We start from the raw sequence: 20,606 nt of genomic DNA, 5'->3' as shown, positions 1-20,606 counted from the left end.
CTGGGCCCATGACCGCTTCGGATGCGCCGTCCTTGCCCGTGGCCGCCGGGTTGACGTTCCGGCCGCTCACGCCCGGGGACGTGGAACCGTGGCTGGCCCTGGTGGTGCGGATCGCCTACGCCGAAAACGCGCCGTGGCACGAGCAGCGCTCTGACCTCGTGGAGGTGCTTGAGTCGCGGGTCAACCCGGTCGCGGAAAACTCGCTCCTGGGCGTTGACGCGGGGGGCGTGCCGCGAGCCTACGGGTACCTGGCCAAGAACCCCGGCGGCCTGACGGGCTACGCGTTTGGCGGGGTCGATCCGCAATGGCAGCGGCGGGGCATCGGGGCCGCCGTGCTCGCGTGGCAGGAGGGGATGGTCCGCCACCGGTTTTCCGCGGACCGGCAGCCGGCACCGAGGCTGCGCACGTACACCACGGAGGCCGGCGCCGCGCACCGGGCGCTGCTCACCGGCGCCGGATTCGCGGTGGTGCGGTATTTCTCCGAGATGCTCCGACCCTTGTCCGAGGTGCCCGTGGTGCCGATTCCCGACGGCGTCCGGGTGGTGCCGTTTGCGGCCGGGCTGGGCGAGCCCGTGCGGCTGGCGCACAACGAGGCCTTTGCCGACCACTGGGGGTCCGAACCGGAAGACCCCCAGCAATGGGGGTTCCTGCTCAACCACGACGGCTTCCGCCCGGACTGGTCGTCCGTGGCCGTCGATGCCGCCACGGGCGAGGTCGCGGGCTACCAGATGTCCATGTATGACCCCGACCGCTTCGCCAAGGAGGGCCGGGCCGAGGGGTATACGGAACTGTTGGGCGTGCGCCGGGCCTGGCGCGGGCGCGGCATCGCCCGGGCGCTGCTCGCGGACGCCATGGCCCGGTACAAGGCCGCCGGCATGGACCACGCCTGCCTGGACGTCGACACCGAGAATCCGACCGGCGCCCTGGGCCTGTACGAGCGCATGGGCTACCGTCCGCTGCGGCGCACCCTGGCCTGGGACAAGGCCCTGGACTGACCCGCAAAAGATGTCGAAAAAACGACGAAATTCGCGAATTTGCGACATCTATTGCGGGTCAGATCCGGCGCTAGGAGTTGATGTCGTGCAGGTGGTGGATCACCTCGTGCAGGAAGTACCCGGAGAGGGTCAGCACCGTGAACTCGGCGCCGTTGCTGCGCAGGCCGCGGCGGCCCCATTCTTCCGGGGACACGGCGGCAAAGGCGGACGCGGCGTCGAGCCCGGCCTGCACCAGGCCCCTGGACACCTCCTCCGGGTCGAGTGCGGCGTAGTTGCCCTCCAGCGCCGCCTGGTCCTGGTCCCAATTGGCGAATGTGGGATTCTCCCGGGTGAGCATCAACTCCAGCCGGGCCTCAAACACGTCACACACATCCCGCACGTGGGCGGCATACTCCAGCACGGACCAGGTGGCGTCGTTGGGCCGCTGCTCCACCGCGGAGCCCATGAGCGCCGACTGCCACCGGGGGAGCAGCGCCGGAATCGCGGTCGCCACCGTGGCCGGCGTGGCGCTGGCGGCCTCGAAGCCACACTCGGGGCACGGCCTGGCCAGCACCCAGGTCCAGTCTTTGTCATCAGGAATGATCGGCATGGGCCCAGTCTATGCCGACACCCTGGCCCCCGCCCCGAGAACGGCGGCGCCGCCCACGGTCACTCCGTGGGCAGCTCGAAGGCGTCCTGGGTGGCTGCGGGAAGCGGCGCCTGCGGCGACGACGTCGCCGGCCGGCCCGCGGGTGCCTCCGGCGCCTGCGCGCCCGTCCCGGCGGCCGGGACTGCCCCGTTGACGCTTGGCCCGATCAGCTCGATGGCGGCGGACAGGGCGACGCCGGAGCCGTCCCGGTGCCCGTGCTCCACGGGCAGGGTGCGCACCACGCCGGTCGCCGTTGACGCCTTGGCCGGCCCGTGGCCGGCCCAGGAGACCAGCAGCGTGTCCTCGCCCTTCAGGAAGCGGTGCGCCCGCACGCCGGCCGTGGCCCGTCCCTTGGCCGGGTATTCGGCGAGCGCGGTGACCTTGGCGCTGCCGGACGTGGTGCCGGGCAGGGCCTGCGTCCCGCCGGCCACCGTGACCACCACGGCCGACGGATCCGCGGGGGAGACCACGGTGAAGCTGAGCACGGCGTCGCCGGTGCCGAGCTTGATCCCGGCCATGCCGCCGGCCGTGCGGCCCTGCGCCCGCACGTTGGCGGCGCTGTACCGAAGCAGTTGGGCGCCCTGGGTGATGAACACCAAGTCGTCGTCGTCCGCGGCCACGGCGGCCCCCACCACCCGGTCCTGGGGCTTGAGGGCGATGTACTCCCATTCGTCCCGGTTCAGCGGGTAGTCGGGGGTGACGCGCTTGACCACGCCGGCGGCGGTGCCCACCGCGAAGACCGTGTTCAGCGGCACAAAGCCGATGAGGGTCTCGCCCTTGGTCAAGGTGATGAAGTCCTTGGCGGCGACGCCTCCGGCCAAGTTGGGCAGGGCGGCGGTGGGCGGCAGGACGGGCATGTCCACCACCTGCAGGCGCAGCATCCGGCCCAGGGAGGTCAGCGCCCCGATCTCGGCGCGGGCGCTGGTCTTCACCACGGCGGAGAAGACGTCGTGCCGGCTCCGGCCGCCGGTTTCCACCAGCGGATCGGCGGTGGCCGTGCGGGCGATCTGGCCGGTGGCGCTGAGCAGCACCCAGCAGGGGTCGTCGGCAATTTCCAGGGCCAGCGGCGCGGCCTTGCCCTTCGGCCCCGCGAGCGCCTTCGCCAGGGATGGTGCCATGGCCTCGGATTCGAGCAGGACCGTCCGGCGCGGTGTGGCATACTTGGTCGCCACCTCGCCCAGCTCCTGGGAGACCAGCTCGTGGAGCAGCTCCCGGGAGCCCAGGATGGCCTCCAGGGCCGCTATCTCCTTGCGGAGTTCGTCGCGTTCGGCCTCCAGCTCCACCATGGAGTAGCGGGTGAGCTGGCGCAGGCGCAGGGCCAGGATGTAGTCGGCCTGGATCTCGGAGAGGTCATAGACGGCCATGAGGCGTTCGCGGGCGGCCGCCACCTCGTCCGAGCTGCGGATGAGCTGGATGACCTCGTCGATGTCCAGGATGGCCACGAGCAGGCCCTCGACCAGGTGCAGGCGGTCACGCTTCTTGCCCAGCCGGAAGGCGGTGCGCCTGCGGACCACCTCGATGCGGTGGGTGACGAAGACTTGCAGCAGCTCCAGCAGGCCCAGGGTCTGCGGCTGGCCGTCCACGAGGCAGACGTTGTTGATGCCGAACGAGTCCTCCATGGGCGTGTAGCGGTACAGCTGCGCCATGACGGCGGCCGGGTTGAAGCCGTTCTTGACCTCGATGACCAGGCGCAGCCCGTGCTTTCGGTCGGTCAAGTCCACCAGGTCGCTGATGCCCACCAGCTTCTTGGCGTTGATGGCGTCCTTGATCTTTTCCACGACCTTTTCCGGGCCCACCAGGTAGGGCAGCTCGGTGACGACCAGCCCCACGCGGCGCGGGGAGAGCTGTTCGACGGCGATCTTGGCCCGGGTCTTGAAGGTGCCCCGGCCGGTGGCATAGGCGTCGCGGATCCCGGACAGGCCCACGATGCGCCCGCCGGAGGGCAGGTCCGGGCCGGGCACGTACGCCATGACGTCCTCGAGGGTGGCGTCGGGGTGGGCGATCAGGTGCCGGGCGGCGGCGATGACCTCGCCCAGGTTGTGCGGGGCCATGTTGGTGGCCATGCCGACGGCGATGCCGCTGGCGCCGTTGACCAGCAGGTTGGGGTAGGCGGCGGGCAGCACGGAGGGCTGCATCATCTGGTTGTCGTAGTTGGGCACAAAGTCCACGACGTCTTCATCCAGGTTGCCGGTGAGCTCCAGCGCCGGGGCGGCCAGCCGGGCCTCGGTGTAGCGGGGGGCGGCCGGCCCGTCGTCGAGCGAGCCGAAGTTCCCGTGCCCGTCGATCAGCGGCAGGCGCAGGGAGAAGTCCTGGGCCATGCGCACCATGGTGTCGTAGATGGCCGCGTCGCCGTGCGGGTGCAGCTTGCCCATGACCTCGCCCACCACGCGGGCGCTCTTGACGTGGCCCTTGTCCGGGCGCAGGCCCATCTCGCTCATCATGTACAGGATGCGCCGCTGCACCGGCTTGAGGCCGTCCCGGGCATCCGGCAGGGCGCGCGAGTAGATGACCGAGTAGGCGTACTCGAGGAAGGAGCCCTCCATCTCGTGGGAGACGTCGATTTCCACGATGTTCTCGGTGAAGTCCTCGGCGAAAATGTCATCTGTGGGGCGTTGGCGCTTGGCCATGGTGGCGGACGGTCCTTTTCCTAAGTTGCTGGTATTGCGGGCACGGCTGCGGCCACAAGGGGCGGCAGGTCGGTACAGTGATTCTATGGTGAAACCAGGGGTGACGCCGGACTATCCGGAACATTGGGAGGCCGATGTCGTGCTGCGCGACGGCGGCACGGGCCATCTGCGCCCCATGACGGCCGCGGACGCGCCGGCCGTGCAGGCCTTCCACATGGCCCAGTCGCAGAACTCCATCTACCTGCGCTTCTTCACCTACAAGTCCCAGCTGACCCCCAAGGAGTTGCGCCGCTTCACCGAGCTGGACTACCGCGACCGGGTGGCGTTCGTGATCACCCGCGGCGGCGGGATCATCGGGATCGGCCGGTACGACCGCCTCGATGACCCCACCACGGCGGAGGTCGCCTTCAACGTCTCCGACGCCAACCAGGGCCGCGGGCTGGGCTCCATCCTGCTCGAGCACCTGGCCGCGGCCGCCCGGGAGAACGGGATCGACCGGTTCACCGCCGAGGTGCTGCCGGAAAACCGCAAGATGATCCAGGTGTTCTCCGACGCCGGCTACGAGGTGGACCGGCACTTCGACGACGGCGTGGTCTCCCTCGCCTTCGACATCGACCCCACCGAGAAGTCCCGGGCCGTCATGGAGTCCCGCGAACACCGCGCCGAGGCCCGCAGCGTGGCCGGGCTGCTGGCCCCGCGCTCCGTCGCCGTGATCGGCGCCGGCCGGTCCTGGGGGAACCTGGGCCGCCAGCTGCTCGAACACGTCGTAGAGGGCGGGTTCACCGGCCCCGTCCATGCCGTCAACCCGGACGCCCTGGAGGTCTCCGGCATGCTCCCCTACTTTGCGATCACCGACGTCCCCGGCCCCGTGGACCTGGCGGTCATCGCCGTGCCGTACTCCCAGGTGGCCGGCGTCGTGGACCAGTGCGGCGCCGCGGGCGTGAAGGGACTCGTGATTGCCACCGCCGGCTTCGCGGACGACGGCGAACGCGGCCTGGCGCGCCAGCGCGCCCTCGTCCGCCACGCCCGGGCGAACGGCATGCGGCTGGTGGGGCCGGCGTCGCTGGGGCTGGCCAACACCAACCCCGCCATTTGCCTCAACGCCTCCATGGCCCCGACCCTGCCCCCGGCCGGCGGGCTCGGCCTCTTCAGCCAGTCCGCGGCCCTGGGCGCCTCCTTGTACGCGGCCGTCAACCAGCGCGCCATCGGCGTCTCCACGGTGCTGTCCGCCGGCAACCGGGCCGACGTCTCCGGCAACGACATGATGCAGTTCTGGGAGGACGACCCCCACACCGTTGCGTGCGGGCTGTACCTGGAATCGATCGGCAACCCGCGCAAGTTCTCCCGCATCTGCCGGCGCCTGGCCCGCAGCAAGCCGGTGATCGTGGCCAAGTCCGACACCATGGGGCTGCGCCTGCCGCCCGGCCACGCCGTGCGCACCACCCAGGCCCCCGCCGGCGCGCTGGATGCCATGCTCCGCCAGTCCGGGGTCATCCGGGTCAACACCATCGAGGAGCTGGTGGACGTCGCCCAGATCCTGGTGAGCCAGCCGCTGCCGCGCGGGCCCGGCCTGGCGATCGTCAGCAACTCCCTGGCCCTGGGCAACGTGGTGGCCGACTCCGCCGAACAGCACGGGCTGGGCGTGACGAACGTCTCGGCCAACCTGGTCCTGGACACCGGCCAGTCGCGGGCCCTGCCGCTGCTGCGCCGGACCCTGCTCGAGGCGCTGGAGCGCCCGGGCACCGACTCCGCGGTGGTCATGCTGCTGCCGGTCCCCGGCCTGACCGTTGACGCGATCGCCGCCACCCTCAGGGCCTGCTCCGAGGCCGCCGGCAAACCGGTCATCGCCGTCTTCACCGGCATCGTGGATCCGCGCATCACCGTGGACCGGCAGCTGGCCGGCGGGCAGCCGGCCTACTCCCGGCCCGGGGCGGCCATCGCCGCGCTCGCGGCCATCACCCGCTACGCGCAGTGGCGAACACAGGAAAAACCCACCTTTGACCGGCCCGCCGGCGTGGACCCCGACGCCGCCGCCCGGCTATTGGAGGGGCTGCTCGAGGGCGTCACCGGCGACGGCCTGCTGACCCTGGACACCGCCCACACCCGGGAGCTGCTGGGCTGCTACGGCATCAGCGTGCTGGAGTCCGTGCCGTTTCACACCGCCGACGACGCCGTGGCGGCGGCGGAGCGGCTGGGCTGGCCGGTGGCGATCAAGGCGATGGACGCCGCCCTGCGCCACCGGCTCGATCTGGGCGGGGTGCGCATCAACATTGAAAACGCCGCCTCCCTGCGCCGCAACATCGCCCAGATGCGCAAGCTGCTCGAACCCTACGGGCACTACAACCTGGAGGTGCAGTCCATGGCCGAGGTGGGGCAGTCCTGCACGCTGCGCGCCATCGAGGACCCGCTGCTGGGCCCGGTGGTCTCCTTTGGCCTGGCCGGGGACGCCGTCAACCTCCTGGACGATTGGGCGCACCGCATCCCGCCCCTCTCCGTCGGGGACACGGCGGAACTGGTCAGGTCCCCGCGCGCGGCCCGCAAGCTGTTCGGCTACCAGGGACTGCCCGCCGGCAACATTGCCGCGCTGGAGGACCTGGCGGCCCGGGTGGCGCTGATGAAGGACGAACATCCCGAGATCGCCTGGCTCGAGTGCAATCCGGTGCTGGTCGGCCCCCGGGACGTCACCGTCCTGGCCGTGGAGCTGCGCATCGGCAACCCCGCCCAACGCACCGACAGCGCCCGGCGGGCCATGATCTCCTAGCCGCTGCCTTCCCCCGCGGAGCCGACCCGGGCGCCGCCGGCGGGCGCGCACGGGCCGCGATGTGACCTCCTGCGGGCGCCCCGGTTCGCAACGCCGGGGGCAAAGTGCGAAAATGGGGCCATGAACAGCTTCGGAGCCGGCGCCCCGGCCAATACCACGGGCCGCGACCTGGAGGCCTCGCTCCAACGGGCCGGTTTCTACCCCCGCCTGGTCTCGGACGTGGTCAATGACGCCCTGGACGGGCAGGACTGCCTGGCCCACCTGGTGCATGTGGAAACCCATTTCGACCGCACCGAGGTGCACCGCCACATCACCGTGCTGGTGCTGACCGAGGAAATGCTCGTCATCACCCACGTGGATGACCAACAGCTGGACGACGCCGGCGAGCAGATCGTCGCGCAGGTCTCCACCGAGTCGGTGCCGGTGCGCCAAATCCGTTCCGTCGTCCTCTCCTACACCTATGCGCAGCCGCAGGACTACAAGCCCTCCGATCCCGCCCGGGAGCTGACCGTCTCCATCGCCTGGTCCGGCGGGCAGCGGATAGAACTGCTGCCGGCGTCGTGCGGGGACCCCAACTGCGACGCCGACCACGGCTACACCGGCACCACCGCCCAGGAGGACATCGCCCTGCGCATCAGCGCCGAGGCCGAGGGACTGCAGGCCGTGGCCGACGCGAAGTCCTTCGCCCGGGCCCTGCGGGCCGTCAACACCGGAGCGACCGCCGCGCCGCACGCCGGCGCGGCCGGGCTGAAGTTTCCCGCCCTGGGGCAGCGCATGGGCCGATCCCACTACCGGCGCTGACCGCCGTGGCGCAACCAGTCACCGACCCCCGGAACTCCGCCGCGCAGCCGCGCGCAACCGGGCAGCCCGAGCTTCCCGTCGCGCCCGCCTACGGCCGGGCCAGCATCGGCGACGTGCTCACCAGCGCCGCGGCGGCCATGGGCGAGGACGGCTTCACGAATGTGCTCCACCTGCCCGCGGCCCGGCGGATCTGCGTGGTCCTGGTGGACGGTCTGGGCAAGCGGCTGCTCAAGCAGCGGGCCGGGCACGCCCCCTTCCTGCGCGCCGTCATGGCGGCGGACGGGGACGGCGGCCACCCGCGCACCCTGCACGCATCCTTCCCCAGCACCACGGCCACGTCGCTGACCAGCCTGGGGACGGGCACGGTCCCGGGACGGCACGGCATGCTCGGCTATGACGTCCTGGACCCGGGCCAGGACAAGGTGGTCAACCTGCTGGGCAACTGGGACCCCGGCGTGGACCCGCTGCGCTGGCAGCCCCAGCCCACGGTCTTTGAGCAGCTGGACGGGCGCATTCCCACCGCCACCGTCAGCCTGCCCCGGTTCAAGTCCTCGCCCATGACCAGCGCGGCCCTGCGCGGGAGCACGTTCCTGGGTGCCACCTCGCCCCAGGCGCGGATCGAGCTGGCCGCCGCCACCCTGGCCGAAAACCCCACGATGCTCATGTACCTGTATTGGAGCGAGCTGGACAAGGCGGGGCATGCCCACGGGACCGACTCCGCCCAGTGGGAGCACCAGCTGGAGGAGCTGGACGCGGCCATGAAGCGGCTTGCGGCCACCGCCCCCGCCGACACCCTGATCCTGCTGACGGCCGACCACGGCATGGTGGACGTGCCGCGGGGCGCCCGGGTGGACTACTCGCAATTTCCCGAACTCGTCGCCGGCGTCCGGCACACGGCGGGGGAGCCCCGCATGGTCCACCTCTACCTGGAAGCCGACACCGACGCCGACGCCCTGGCCGCTGCCTGGCTGGACCGCTTTGGCGCCAAGGCGTGGGTGGTGAGCCGGGCCGAGGCGATCGCCGCCGGGTACTTCGGTTCGGTCAGCGCCGAGGCCGCGCCCCGGATCGGGGACTTGTTGATCGTGGCCCGGGAAACCATCGCCTTCTACGACCTGCGCCGGGTCCGCGCGCAGGCCATGGACGTCGTGGGCCAGCACGGCTCCATCACCAAGGCCGAACGCGACGTGCCGCTGCTGCGCATCCCCGTCACGCCCCGCACGGCCCGGGGGCGCCGCCGCTGACCATCGGGCGGCCATGCCCCGGCCGCCCCGGCTGCCACCGGCCCCGGTGGGGCGGCGGCGCTCAGTCGCCCTTGGTGCCGAAGACGATCTCGTCCCAGCTGGGGACGCTGGAGCGCTTGGGCTTCGCCGCGGCCTTGCGCTCGAGCCGTGCGGCCACCTCGCTGTCCGTGGGGCCGTCTTCCAGGGCCGCCGGCTGGGGTGCGTCCCCGGGGGCGGCCGGCGGTGTGTGAGGGGCGTCCTCGACGGTTTCGACGCCGCGCATCGCCGCGGTGCGGCGTAGCGTCGGGGCGCCGGAGACGGTGATCTCCCGTGTCGCCGTGCTGACCTCACCGACGCCGACGGCGGGTGCGTCGTCGTGAGTGTGCAGGCTCGGTGCCAGCGACAGGAACGGAATGGCGCGCAGGCGCGTGCGTCCGTGCGGGGCCGCGTCGGGCTGGTCGCCGCCTGGGGGCACCTCGAAGAGTTCCTCCCCGGCTGGTTCCAGAAGGTCCTCGTCCGGATCGGCCTGGCCGGCTGGACCGTCGGTTTCGCCGTGCCCGTCGCCGGGCTCATCCCCGCCATGGCGCGGATGGGCGGCCGGCACGTGCGTGCCGAGCATCGCGGCCAGGTCGTCGTCGCCGTCCTCATCCAGGCCCAGGCGCTGGCCGCGGCGGGAGCGGAGCATCTCCAGCAGGCCTCCGCCCGGGTAGTCGTCACCGGGTTCGGGCGATTCGGGCGATTCCGGCGCGCCGGCCTTGGCGTTCTCGCTCTCAAAATCAAAGGGACGGTCGGCGACGGCGCTGAGCCGGCGCTCCGGGACGGGGCCGTCCAGGGGCTCCAGCTCGCTGAGCTGCTGCGCCCAGCGGTTCGCGTTGTGCAAGGACTTGCGCCCGGGATGGAACGTCCAGCGGGCCGGGGCGGGTTCGCCAATGCGGCTGGCCGCCGCGTCGGTGCCAAGTTCGAAGTCGGCCGTGACGGTCCAGGAGCCGTCGTGCACCCGCCAGGCGTCCCACACGAGGGTGCGGGGGTCGATGCCGAAGGCGGCCAGGCGGTGGGTGACCATCTCCTCCAGGGAGGCCGGGTTGTCACCGAAGGCGGACCGGTGGCCGTCGTGGCCGGGCAGGGCCACTGACACCTCCATGTTGCGCGCCTGCCGGGAGACATGCTCGCGCTCGGCGAGCACCGGGCCCTCGTAGCGGCGCACCTGCTCCAGGGACAGGCCGGAATGTTCGGCCACGTCCGAGGCGGTGGCGCCGCCGCGGATTTGGGTTTGAATCTCCCGCGGTGACATCCGCGTGCTGCCCGTACCGGCCTGGGGGGCCCGGCGTGGTGCGCGGGTCGTCGCCATGCGCAGTGCCTCATCAATGGGAAGCAGGTAAGTTTCGCCGTCGGCGCCACTGAGTAGCAGGTGCTTGCCATCGTCGTGGACACCCACCAGCCGTAGATCCGCCATACAGCCCTCCCAGGTCTTCTAGTTTCACTTCGAAACTTTGCCACCGAACGCCGGCAATTCCTACTACCGGGGTAGGCGTGGCGTGAATGGATGCGAAAACCGGCGTCATTTCCGTGCCAGCCCACCCGCGCCAGACCCGTCTTAAGCCTGCTGCGAACGCGGGCATATTTTGAGCCCCGATCCGCTTTCACATCTTAGGGTGTTGGCAGTCACCGCCGGGAATTAACGCCGCAACAGTGCCGGCCCCGTTTGGAACAGTGGTGAAGAGTGGTGGGAAGGGAAAATGGCAACGGATTACGATGCGCCGCGCAGGACCGACGTGGAGTCGGAGGGGCCTGCCTTTGAAACCCTGGCGCCCCGCCCCAGCGGGAAGCCCTCGGCAATCGTCGACCTGGACGAGACCGACCTCGCGGACAGCTATGAGCTCCCCGGCGCGGACCTCTCCGGGGAGGAACTGCTGGTGGAGGTCCTCCCGCCCCAGGCGGACGAATTCACGTGTTCGTCCTGTTTCCTGGTCCGGCACCGCTCCCAGCTGGCCCGGGAGCAGGACGGCCGGCTGTTCTGCCGGGACTGCGAGGGCTGAGCCGGCGGGCGCCGAGCCGGCGGCGCCGGGCCTGGGCTGATCCGCGGGCCCGGCTGCCGCGGGCCTAGGGGCGGGCGGCGCCCAGCGCGGCGGCCAGGCGTTCGGGATTCCGGGACGAGGTCAGCCAGTAGGGCGTGGTGTCCTTGGGGTCGGTGATCTCAATCTTGACCACGGCCTTGATCCAGCCGCGGATGCACAGGTAGGCGAGGCCGTTGAGTTCGGTGCCGCGCTGGGCCGTGGCGTCGTCGCCGTGGTGGACGGTGACCTTGCCGACAAATTCGCGCTCGATCACGGCCCGGCCGACCTGCAGCGTGGTCGGCGTGACCTGGAGGGTGGGGGTGGAGAGCACCAGCAGCACCGTCTGCAGGGCGAGCAGCCCGGCGAACGCCAGGTAGCCGGCCAGCGGGCTGATCGGGATGAAGATCAAGATGCCGGCGGCGGAGAGCCCCAGCACAATGACCCAGAGCCACACGTTCGGCCACAGTTTCTCGGTATACGTCGCGGTGGACACGGGGGTGGCGTTGACGGCCGGCTTGGAAGACATGGCTATAGTTTTTCATCTTTCCGCCGGTTATTCATCCCCGTCCGGTTCCACCGGCGTTCACGGGTGTTTCGGCGGCTGGCACGCCGGAACTCGGGCTAGAGTTGGTTCCTGTGACGAACCAGACCAGCAATCACGCCCAGGATCCCCGCGCGGAGACCCCCGCGCCGCCGTTGACGGTGCAGTTGCGCATGCTCGACGACGGCATCGAGGCGCCCGCCTACGCGCACCCGGGGGACGCCGGCGCGGACCTGCGCACGCGCATCGACGTGGTGATTGCGCCAGGGGAACGCGTCCTGGTCCCCACCGGCGTCTCGATCGCCCTCCCGTTCGGCTTCGTGGCGCTCGTGCACCCGCGCTCCGGGCTCGCCACCAAGCACGGTTTGACGATCGTCAACAGCCCCGGGACCGTCGATGCCGGCTACCGGGGGGAAATTTCGGTGACCTTGCTGAACACCGACGCCCATCAGCGCATCTCCCTGTCCAGGGGCGATAGAATTGCACAATTGGTCTTTCAGCGTGTTGAGCAGGCCGCGTTTGACCTGGTGGCGGAACTGCCCGGCTCCGCCCGGGGCACCGGCGGGTTTGGGTCCACCGGCGGGTTCGGGCCCGCCGCCCCCGGCCCGTCCGCAGCCACCCACGGCTAATCACCCGCCATTTTTCATAAGGAGTTTTTCCCCCATGGTTTTTGGGTTCGGCAAGAAAAACAAAGATGACAGCCTCTCCGATCAGGCCGTCGCCACCACGGCCGGCGCCGGCGAGGGTGCGGTGGGCGCGGACGGGCAGCCCGTACTGCCGCCCAATCCGGCGGACACCGCCTATGACCGTGCCGTGCACGGCCCGTTCGACGTCTCGGAAATCACCGGCAAGGACGGCTACGTTGATCTCGGCGCGCTGCTGATCACCCCCCGCGACGGGCTGCAGCTGCGCCTGGAGGTCGAGGAGAGCACGTCCCGGGTCATTGCCGTCACCTTGGACCTGGACGGCTCCAGCCTGCAGTTGCAGGCCTTCGCCGCGTCCCGCTCGGAGCCGCTGTGGCGGGACATCCGCGAACAGATCGGACTGTCGGTCGGCTCCCAGGGCGGCGAAATTGAGATCCTGGACGGGACCTTTGGCAAGGAAGTCCTGGCGAAAGTGCCGGCCCAGACCGCCGACGGCAGCCGGGGCTTCCGGGTGGCCCGGTTCATCGGCGTGGACGGCCCGCGCTGGTTCCTGCGCGGCGTGCTCGGCGGCGACGCCGCCGTCAACCGCGACGCCGCGGCGGCGCTGGAGGACCTGTACCGCGGGGTGGTGGTGGTGCGCGGGGAGACCCCGCTGCCGCCGCGCGACCTGCTGGTGCTGCGCCTGCCCAAGGACGCGATGGCGAGCCCGGAGGGCATGGTCTCCGGCGATCATGCGGCCCCCGCCCAGGGCGGGGAACCGTTCCGCCGCGGCCCGGAGATCACGGCGATCGGCTGACCCATGCCCATGCCACCAGGCGCCTGGCCGCCGGCCGTGCCCATCAACGAGCTGCCGGAGCGGGGCCGGGTGGTCTGCAACGGCGTCATTGATGCGGTCACGATCATGCCGGCCACGGCTCCGCCGGAGTTCTCCGCCATTGTCACCGACCGGGAGTTTCACCGGGTGGCGGCCGACGGCGGCAGCCACCGGCTCCGGCTCGTGTGGCTGGGCCGGCGCCGGGTCCACGGGATCGTCGCCGGCACCCGGCTTCGCATAGAAGGCATGGTGTCCCGGCGCGACGGACTGCCCACCATCTACAATCCCCGTTATGAAATCATCGGAACGCAGGAGAGCTAGTTGACACAGCCCGGGAACGACACACCCCGCGACACCTCCGGCGCGGAGCCTGCGACGCCGCCCCAAAAAACGCCGCCGACGGCCCCGACGGCCCCGGCCGAGGCTGGCTCGTTTGCCGGCCTGGCCCGGGAACTGGCGGCCAAGTCGACCGCGATGCGCACGGACAACGGGCACATCGATCTGCTGGCCGCCGCCGGGGGAGTGCGCGGCATTGCCGAAAGCGTGCTGCCGGGACTGGTGTTCCTGGTGGTTTTCACCCTCACCCGCAATCTCATGGGGGCCCTGGCCGGCTCCGTGGCGATCGCCGTGATCTTCCTGGCGGCCCGGCTGGCCCAGCGCACGCCGCTGACCCAGGCCCTGGCCGGGATCTTTGGGGTGGCCCTGTCCGCCTTCCTGGCCCTGAAGACCGGCAAGGCCGAGAATTTTTACGCCGTCGGATTCTTCACCAACATCGGGTACCTCATCGCCATGGTGGTCTCCATCGCCGTCCGCTGGCCCGTCCTGGGGCTGCTCTTTGGCTACGCCCGCAACGAGGGCCTGCGCTGGCGCGGTGAGCCCGAACGGCTGCGGGCTTACCGCGTGGCCACCTGGATCATCGTCGGCGTCATGGCCGCCCGCCTCGCCGTCCAGGTGCCGCTCTACCTGGCGGGCCAGGTGGACGCCCTCGGCGCCATGCGCCTGATCATGGGGGTCCCGCTCTACGCACTCGGACTCTGGGTCGCCTGGCTCGTCAGCCGCCCCGTCAAGACGGACTGACGCCGGCCGGCGTCCCAGATACGGTCAGCGCCGGGTCCGGCTAGCGCCGGTGCCCGCCGGAGGAGAGCAGGGCGCGGAGCTCGTCCTCGGCCGGGATGGTCGTGACGAAGAACAGCTCGTCGCCGGCCTCGACGACGTCGTCCGGGCTGGGCGTGATGGGCGCCTCGTCGCGCAGGATGGCCACCAGGGCGGCGTCCTGGGGCCAGTCGATGCTGCCCACCATGCGTCCGATGATGTGCGATTCCCCGGGCACGGTGAACTCCACCAGGGACGCCACCCCGGTCTGGAGGGTCAGCAGCCGGACGAGGTCGCCAATCTCCACGGCTTCTTCGACGAGGGCGGTCATCAGGCGCGGGGTGTTGACGGCCACGTCCACTCCCCAGGAGTCGTCAAACATCCAGTCGTTCTTGGGGTTGTTGACCCGGCCCACGGTGCGGCCGACGCCGAATTCCGTCTTGGCCAGCAGGGAGACCACCAGGTTGACCTTGTCGTCGCCCGTGGCCGAGACCACCACGTCGGCCTCCTCCAGCCGGGCCTCCCGGAGCGTGCTGATCTCGCACGCGTCCCCGACCAGCCAGCGGGCGCCGCGCAGCCCGCTCTTGCCGATCACTTCCGGCTTGGGGTCGATCAGCAGGATTTCATGGTTGTGGGAGAGCAGTTCCCGGGCAATGGAGGACCCGACGCTGCCGGCCCCCACGATGACGACCAACATCTCAGTTCTCCTTCACGGGTGCGGCGGCCAGGATGCGGGTGACCTCGGAGGTGTCCGCGCCGCGGACCATCGCATGCACCGTGTCCCCGTCCTGGTAGCTGGTGTCCGCACGGGGCAGCATGCCCTCGCCGAAGCGGGTCAGGTAGGCGACCCGGACCCGGGCGGCGTTCTCAATGTCCACGATGTGCCGGCCGATCCAGCCCGGGTCCAGGGACAGTTCGGTGAGGATCAGCCGCCCGGACGGTTCCCGGAAATCGCCCTTGATGGCGGACTCCGGCAAGATGCGACGCAGGACCTGGTCGGCGCTCCAGCGCACGGCGGCCACCGTGGGGATGCCCAGGCGCTGGTAGATCTCGGCCCGGCCCGGGTCATAGATGCGGGCCACCACGTGCTCCACATGGAACGTCTCCCGGGCCACGCGGGTGGCGAGGATGTTGGAGTTGTCCCCGCTGGAGACGGCGGCAAAGGCGTAGGCGTTCTCGATGTCGGCGGCCTTGAGCGTGTCCTGGTCAAAGCCGACCCCGGTGACCTTGCGCCCGCCAAACCCGGTCCGCAACCGCCGGAAGGCCCGCTCATCCTGATCGATGATGGCCACCGAATGGCCCGAGTCCTCCAGCGTGTGGGCCAATGTGGCGCCCACGCGTCCGCAACCCATGATCACAAAATGTGCCACTGATGCTCCTTCATACGGCGGCCATGACGGTTCGCCTGGGTTGGCGCTGTGGTCCCGCGCGCCGCGTCAGCTGGCCGCCACCAAAACGGGGCCGCCGCCGACCGGCGCTAAATACCGTGCGGCTACCAATCTGACGTGTTGCGGGGCCGCAGGTCAAGTCGGGGCCGGTGTCTTGAGAATAGCCCGTCATGACTTTAGTCCCCGGAGGGACTAGCGTTACCCGCGTGCTGAATATGTTCAACGCTGTCAAGCGGGTTCTTGTGGGGCGGCCCTTCCGCAACGAACGGCTGGCCCACACGCTGTTGCCCAAGCGCATTGCGCTGCCCGTTTTCGCCTCCGATGCGTTGTCGTCGGTGGCGTATGCGCCGGATGAAATCCTGCTCACCCTGGCCCTGGCCGGGGTCGCGGCGGTCTCCCTGGCGCCGTGGGTGGGCCTGGCCGTCATGGTGGTGTTGCTCACAGTGGTGGCCTCGTACCGCCAAAACGTGCACGCCTACCCGTCCGGCGGCGGTGACTACGAGATTGCCAACGTCAACCTGGGCAAGACCGCCGGGCTGACCGTGGCGTCGGCGCTGCTGGTGGACTACGTGCTGACCGTCGCGGTGTCGATGTCTTCGGCGGCGAACTACCTGGCCACGGCGGTGCCCGGCTGGCACGGCACCCAGGCCGGGGTCGCCGTCGTCGGGGTCATTCTCCTGGCGCTGGTGAACCTGCGTGGCATCAAGGAGGCCGGCAGCGTCTTTGCCGTGCCGACCTACATTTTCATGTTCAGCATCTTCGCCATGACGGCCGTGGGCATCTTCCAGTCGGCCACCGGCTCGCTGGGCCGGGCGCCGTCGGCGAACTTTGAGATCATCCCGGAGGCCGCGTTCAACCAGGGGCTGGTGGGGCTGGCCGGGGCGTTCTTGCTGCTGCGCGCCTTCTCCTCCGGCGCCGCGGCGCTCACGGGCGTGGAGGCCATCAGCAACGGCGTGCCCAACTTCCAAAAGCCCAAGAGCAAGAACGCCGCCGCCACGCTGCTGCTGCTGGGCGCCATCGCCGCCGGCATGATGGCCAGCATCCTGTTTTTGGCCAGCGCCACCGGCGTGCACATCGTGGCGAATCCGGCCACCGAATTCCTGGCGAACGGGCAGCCGCTGCCCGCCGGCTATGTGCAAAACCCGTCCATCAGCCAGATCGCCGCGACCATCTTCGGCAACGGCTCGATCCTGTTCTTCATCGTCGTCGCCGCCACCGGCGTCATCCTGGTCTTTGCCTCCAACACCGCCTTCAACGGGTTCCCGGTGCTGGCCTCCATCCTGGCCCGCGACGGCTACCTGCCCCGGCAGCTGCGCACCCGCGGCGACCGGCTCGCCTACAGCAACGGCGTGCTGCTGCTGGCCGCCGGGGCGCTGGTGCTGATCATCGCCTTTGACGCCGACGTCACCCGGCTGATCCAGCTCTACATCGTGGGCGTGTTCATCTCCTTCACCGCCAGCCAGCTCGGCATGGTCCGGCACTGGACGCGGGAGCTGCGCACCGTGAAGGACCGCCTCATCCGCTTCCGCATGATGCGCTCGCGCGTGATCAACGGCCTGGGCTTTTGCATGACGCTGACGGTGCTGCTGATCGTGCTGGTGACCAAGTTCGAACAGGGCGCCTGGATTGCGCTGCTGGCCATGGGCGTCCTGTTCGCCATCATGTGGAGCATCCACGCCCACTACCGCAACGTGGCCCAGGAACTGGCCGTCGACGCCGATTCCTCCACCCGCGCCCTGCCGGCGCGCATCCACGCCGTGATCCTCGTCTCACACGTGCGCAAGCCGGTCATGCGCGCCCTGGCGTTCGCCCGGGCGTCGCGGCCGTCGTCGCTGGAGGCGATCACGGTGGACCTGGACCCGGCGGAGACCGAACAAACCATCGCCGACTGGGACCGGCTGGCCATTCCGGTACCTTTGACGGTGCTGGCCAGCCCGTACCGGGAGACCCTGACGCCGCTGATCAGCCACATCAAGGCCATGCGGCGGGACTCCCCCCGTGATTTGATCGTGGTGTACATCCCGGAATACGTGGTGGGCAAGTGGTGGGAGCAACTGGTGCACAACCAGACCGCCCTGCGCATCAAGACGAGACTTCACTTTGAACCGGGCGTGGTGGTGGCCAGCGTGCCGTGGCAGCTGAAGTCCTCCGCCGAAGCCCAGAAATATCAGGAATAGAGCCCATGAGCGAACCCCGCACCAACCCCGCCGGCCTTGGCCGGCTCACCGTCACCGTCGGGCCCGTGGCCCACGGCGGACACTGCGTGGCCCGGCACGAGGGGCGGGTCATCTTTGTCCGGCACGCCATCCCCGGGGAGGTCGTGGAGATCGCCTTGACCGAGTACGACGACGGCGCGAAGTTTTGGCGCGCGGACGTCACCCGGGTGCTCGAACCGTCCCCGGACCGGGTTCCCCACTTTTGGCCCGAGGCCGACGCCTTGCGCGCCGGCGCCCGGGGCGCCGCGCCGGTGGGCGGTGCGGAATTCGGGCACGTGTCCCGCGAAAGGCAGCTGGCCCTAAAGGCGGCGGTGGTGCGCGAGCAGCTGGTGCGACTCGGCGGCCTGTCGGCGGAGGCGGTGGACGCCGTGTTCGCGGCCGGCGTCGAGGACGTGGACTCCGGCGGCACGCCCGCCCAAGCGGCCGGCCTGGGCTGGCGCACCCGCGTGGGGTTCGCCGTCACCCCCGCCGGCCGGCTCGGGATGCACGCCCACCGCTCGCACCAGGTCCTGCCCGTCCGGGAAATGCCGCTGGCCGTGCCCGCCGTGGACGACCTCCGGCTGTGGGAACTGGACCTCACCGGCATCGAACGCATCGACGTGGCGGCACCGGCCAACGGCACCGCCCTGCTGGTGCTGCTGGCCCCCGCGGCCGGGCTGGGGGAGAAGGCCGCCGGCCAGGCCCTCAAACGCGTGGCCAAGGCGCTGGCGGCCCGCCCCGTCCCGCCGTCCGTGGCGCGGTGGAACCCGGAAACGGGGGAGACCGTGGTGCAGAACGGCCGCGGCTGGGTGTCCGAGACCGCCGGGGACCACGAGTTCCGGGTCAGCGGCGACGGCTTCTGGCAGATCCACCGCCGCGCCCCCCAGGTCCTCACCGACGCCGCCCTCGGCTACCTGCTCGGCGGCGGCTTCCTGGACGACGGCGCGGCCGTGGCGGACCTGTACGCCGGTGCGGGGCTGTTCACCGCACCGCTGGCCGACGCGGTGGGGCCGGAGGGGTCAGTGCTGTCCGTGGAGGGGGCGCCCGGAACCAGCCGGGACGCCCGCAAGAACCTGCACGCGGCCGGCCAGGTCGAGATCGTCCAGGGCCGGGTCGAAAAGATCCTGGCGGGAGCCTCCCCGCGGGGGAGGGGCCGCAGCTTTGACGCGGTGGTCCTCGACCCGCCGCGCGCCGGGGCCGGCCGGGCCGTGGTGCGCCGGATGGCCGCCACGCAACCCCGCGCCGTCGCCTACGTTTCCTGCGACCCGGCGGCCTTTGCCCGCGACGTGCGCTACTTTGCCGCCGCCGGCTTGACGCTGCAGGCGGTGCGGGCCTTTGACCTGTACCCACACACGCACCACATCGAAACGGTCGCCCTGTTGACCCCGGAACCGCCGGCCCGGCCCCAGACGGCGGCCCGGACGCCGGACGGGGAGAGTTCCTGAGCCGTGGGTGAGGCGACCGGCGGCAAGACCAGGGTCCGCGACCTCACGCACAGCAAGCCCTCGCGCACGGCGCTGGCCGAGCGCCGTGACGAACGCCGCAGCGCGGCCCTGGCCCAGGCCCGGGCCGGCTTGGCCGCCGTCGACCCCGAGGTGCTGGCCCGGGACGGCCTCAATGCCGAGCAGGTCCGGGAACGGCGCGACGCCGAGCTGACCAATGCGGTGCGGCACGAGAGCAGCCGCAGCCTTTGGGCGATCCTGCGCTCGAACATCTTCACACTGTTCAACACCGTGCTGGGCAGTTGCCTGGTCCTGGTGCTGCTGGTGGGGGATCCGCGCGACGCCCTCTTTGGCTTCATCGTCGTGGCCAACGCGGCGATCGGGGTGGTGCAGGAATACCGGGCCAAGCGGACCCTGGACAAGCTGGCCGTGCTGCACGCGCCCCGGGCGAAAGTGCGGCGCGGCGGTGCCGACACCGACGTGGCCGTGGCCGACGTCGTGTTCGACGACCTGCTGTTGCTGCGCACCGGCGACCAGATCCCGGCCGACGCCCTCATCGTGGCGTGCGAGGCACTGGAGGTCGATGAATCCCTGCTGACGGGGGAGTCGGAGCCCGTCACGAAGTCCCCCGGCGCGACCGCCCTGTCCGGCTCGGCCGTCGTCGCCGGGCACGGGTCCGCGCGCGTGCACCGGGTGGGCCCGGACTCGTACGCCAGCGCGCTGACCGCCGAGGCCCGCCGGTTCTCCCTGGTCAACTCGGAAATCCGCAACTCCATCAACCGGATCATCCTCTACATCGCCTGGGCGCTGGTGCCCATCATCCTCCTGGTCATCAACGGCCAGATGAACGCCCACGGAGGCTGGGCCGAATCCCTCGCCTCCGGCAGGTGGCGGGTGGCCGTCGTGAGCGCCGTGGCCAGCATCGTGGCCATGATCCCCGAGGGCCTGGTGCTGCTGACCAGCATCTCCTTCGGCATGGCCGCCGTGACCTTGGCGCGGCGCAACGTGCTGGTCCAGGAGTTGCCGGCCGTGGAGGGCCTGGCCCGCGTGGACCTGGTCTGCCTGGACAAGACCGGCACCCTGACCGAAGGGCGGATGGAGCTCGCCGGCACCACCGGGTTCGACGCCGTCCCCGGCTGGCAGCCCGTCCTGGCCTGGTTTGCCGCGCACCCCAACGCCAATGCCACCGCCGCCGCCCTCGCCGCGGACTACGCGCAGGTGCCCAACGCGCAGCCGCAGGAGGTGGTGCCGTTCAGCAGCGCCCGCAAGTTCAGCGCCGTCACCTTCGGCCCGGCGGCCGGCGAGCTGCACGGCACCTGGGTCCTCGGGGCGCCCGACGTCGTCCTCGCCCGCCCCGCCGGCGACCCCGGCGGCGCCGGCAACCCCGGCGGCGCCGGCAACCCC

Annotated in this window: 18 protein-coding genes; 12 read left to right on the top strand and 6 right to left on the bottom strand. The window is 70.8% G+C overall.

Going from position 1 to position 20,606, the window contains the following annotated elements; all coding sequences use genetic code 11:
- Nucleotides 1-8 precede the first annotated feature (8 nt).
- Nucleotides 9-995, top strand: coding sequence for a GNAT family N-acetyltransferase (locus AB4Y80_RS06725; RefSeq protein WP_442212955.1), 987 nt, complete (start codon nucleotides 9-11; stop codon nucleotides 993-995).
- A 70-nt stretch (nucleotides 996-1,065) separates the two neighbouring features.
- On the opposite strand, the gene AB4Y80_RS06720 is transcribed toward AB4Y80_RS06725, so the two are convergent.
- Together AB4Y80_RS06720 and AB4Y80_RS06715 are read right to left on the bottom strand one after the other, a co-directional pair.
- Nucleotides 1,066-1,584: a DinB family protein gene (locus AB4Y80_RS06720; protein ID WP_442212953.1), complete on the bottom strand. Its 519-nt coding sequence runs from the start codon at nucleotides 1,582-1,584 to the stop codon at nucleotides 1,066-1,068.
- 59 nt (nucleotides 1,585-1,643) lie between these two features.
- On the bottom strand, nucleotides 1,644-4,250 hold the full coding sequence (locus AB4Y80_RS06715; RefSeq protein ID WP_442212951.1) for a DNA gyrase/topoisomerase IV subunit A: 2,607 nt from the start codon (nucleotides 4,248-4,250) through the stop codon (nucleotides 1,644-1,646).
- 85 nt (nucleotides 4,251-4,335) lie between these two features.
- On the opposite strand from AB4Y80_RS06715, the gene AB4Y80_RS06710 reads away from it, so the two are divergent.
- The 3 genes from AB4Y80_RS06710 (at nucleotide 4,336) to AB4Y80_RS06700 (ending at nucleotide 9,053) form a co-directional block, all read left to right on the top strand.
- Entirely contained in the window at nucleotides 4,336-7,011 is a 2,676-nt protein-coding gene (locus tag AB4Y80_RS06710) for a bifunctional acetate--CoA ligase family protein/GNAT family N-acetyltransferase (protein WP_442212949.1), read from the top strand.
- Between the two features lie 120 nt (nucleotides 7,012-7,131).
- Nucleotides 7,132-7,812, top strand: a complete 681-nt coding sequence (locus AB4Y80_RS06705; protein WP_442212947.1) for a DUF5998 family protein — start codon at nucleotides 7,132-7,134, stop codon at nucleotides 7,810-7,812.
- A gap of 5 nt (nucleotides 7,813-7,817) precedes the next feature.
- A complete protein-coding gene (locus AB4Y80_RS06700) occupies nucleotides 7,818-9,053 on the top strand; it encodes an alkaline phosphatase family protein (RefSeq protein WP_442212944.1) in 1,236 nt (411 codons plus the stop codon).
- A 61-nt stretch (nucleotides 9,054-9,114) separates the two neighbouring features.
- Here the strand turns inward: AB4Y80_RS06700 and sepH are convergent, their stop codons facing one another.
- On the bottom strand, nucleotides 9,115-10,485 hold the full coding sequence (gene sepH, locus AB4Y80_RS06695) for a septation protein SepH (protein ID WP_442212942.1): 1,371 nt from the start codon (nucleotides 10,483-10,485) through the stop codon (nucleotides 9,115-9,117).
- A gap of 283 nt (nucleotides 10,486-10,768) precedes the next feature.
- On the opposite strand from sepH, the gene AB4Y80_RS06690 reads away from it, so the two are divergent.
- Complete coding sequence (locus AB4Y80_RS06690; protein ID WP_442212940.1) at nucleotides 10,769-11,068, top strand: DUF4193 domain-containing protein; 300 nt, start codon at nucleotides 10,769-10,771, stop codon at nucleotides 11,066-11,068.
- A 64-nt stretch (nucleotides 11,069-11,132) separates the two neighbouring features.
- On the opposite strand, the gene AB4Y80_RS06685 is transcribed toward AB4Y80_RS06690, so the two are convergent.
- Nucleotides 11,133-11,612 carry a DUF3093 domain-containing protein gene (locus AB4Y80_RS06685; RefSeq protein ID WP_442212938.1) on the bottom strand — a complete coding sequence of 160 codons (480 nt, stop codon included), beginning with the start codon at nucleotides 11,610-11,612 and terminating at the stop codon, nucleotides 11,133-11,135.
- Between the two features lie 110 nt (nucleotides 11,613-11,722).
- Here AB4Y80_RS06685 and dut point away from each other — a divergent pair, with 110 nt between their 5' ends.
- From dut to AB4Y80_RS06665, 4 genes are read left to right on the top strand one after another with little or no spacing between them, the layout of a single operon-like run.
- Nucleotides 11,723-12,256: a dUTP diphosphatase gene (gene dut / locus AB4Y80_RS06680; RefSeq protein ID WP_442212936.1), complete on the top strand. Its 534-nt coding sequence runs from the start codon at nucleotides 11,723-11,725 to the stop codon at nucleotides 12,254-12,256.
- A 34-nt stretch (nucleotides 12,257-12,290) separates the two neighbouring features.
- Nucleotides 12,291-13,067: a DUF3710 domain-containing protein gene (locus tag AB4Y80_RS06675; protein WP_442212934.1), complete on the top strand. Its 777-nt coding sequence runs from the start codon at nucleotides 12,291-12,293 to the stop codon at nucleotides 13,065-13,067.
- A gap of 3 nt (nucleotides 13,068-13,070) precedes the next feature.
- Nucleotides 13,071-13,406, top strand: a complete 336-nt coding sequence (locus tag AB4Y80_RS06670) for a hypothetical protein (protein WP_442212932.1) — start codon at nucleotides 13,071-13,073, stop codon at nucleotides 13,404-13,406.
- Nucleotides 13,407-14,162 (top strand): DUF3159 domain-containing protein, encoded by a 756-nt coding sequence (locus AB4Y80_RS06665; RefSeq protein WP_442212930.1) that lies wholly within the window; start codon nucleotides 13,407-13,409, stop codon nucleotides 14,160-14,162.
- 40 nt (nucleotides 14,163-14,202) lie between these two features.
- Here AB4Y80_RS06665 and AB4Y80_RS06660 read toward each other — a convergent pair whose 3' ends face one another.
- Together AB4Y80_RS06660 and AB4Y80_RS06655 are read right to left on the bottom strand one after the other, a co-directional pair.
- Nucleotides 14,203-14,874, bottom strand: coding sequence for a potassium channel family protein (locus AB4Y80_RS06660; RefSeq protein WP_442212928.1), 672 nt, complete (start codon nucleotides 14,872-14,874; stop codon nucleotides 14,203-14,205).
- Nucleotide 14,875: 1 nt separating this feature from the next.
- A complete protein-coding gene (locus tag AB4Y80_RS06655; protein ID WP_442212926.1) occupies nucleotides 14,876-15,547 on the bottom strand; it encodes a potassium channel family protein in 672 nt (223 codons plus the stop codon).
- A 233-nt stretch (nucleotides 15,548-15,780) separates the two neighbouring features.
- On the opposite strand from AB4Y80_RS06655, the gene AB4Y80_RS06650 reads away from it, so the two are divergent.
- From AB4Y80_RS06650 to AB4Y80_RS06640, 3 genes are all read left to right on the top strand, one after another.
- Nucleotides 15,781-17,742, top strand: a complete 1,962-nt coding sequence (locus AB4Y80_RS06650; protein WP_442213067.1) for an APC family permease — start codon at nucleotides 15,781-15,783, stop codon at nucleotides 17,740-17,742.
- Between the two features lie 5 nt (nucleotides 17,743-17,747).
- The gene (locus tag AB4Y80_RS06645; protein ID WP_442212924.1) at nucleotides 17,748-19,205 is read left to right on the top strand and encodes a class I SAM-dependent RNA methyltransferase; all 1,458 of its coding nucleotides are present in this window, start codon (nucleotides 17,748-17,750) and stop codon (nucleotides 19,203-19,205) included.
- Nucleotides 19,206-19,208: 3 nt separating this feature from the next.
- Nucleotides 19,209-20,606 (top strand): HAD-IC family P-type ATPase (locus tag AB4Y80_RS06640; protein WP_442212922.1); only part of this gene is annotated, 1,398 nt, incomplete at its 3' end.

The organism is Specibacter sp. RAF43 (genome assembly GCF_052114065.1).
Classification (GTDB): Bacteria; Actinomycetota; Actinomycetes; order Actinomycetales; family Micrococcaceae; genus Specibacter.
This window is presented reverse-complemented; position numbering and strand designations above follow the sequence as displayed.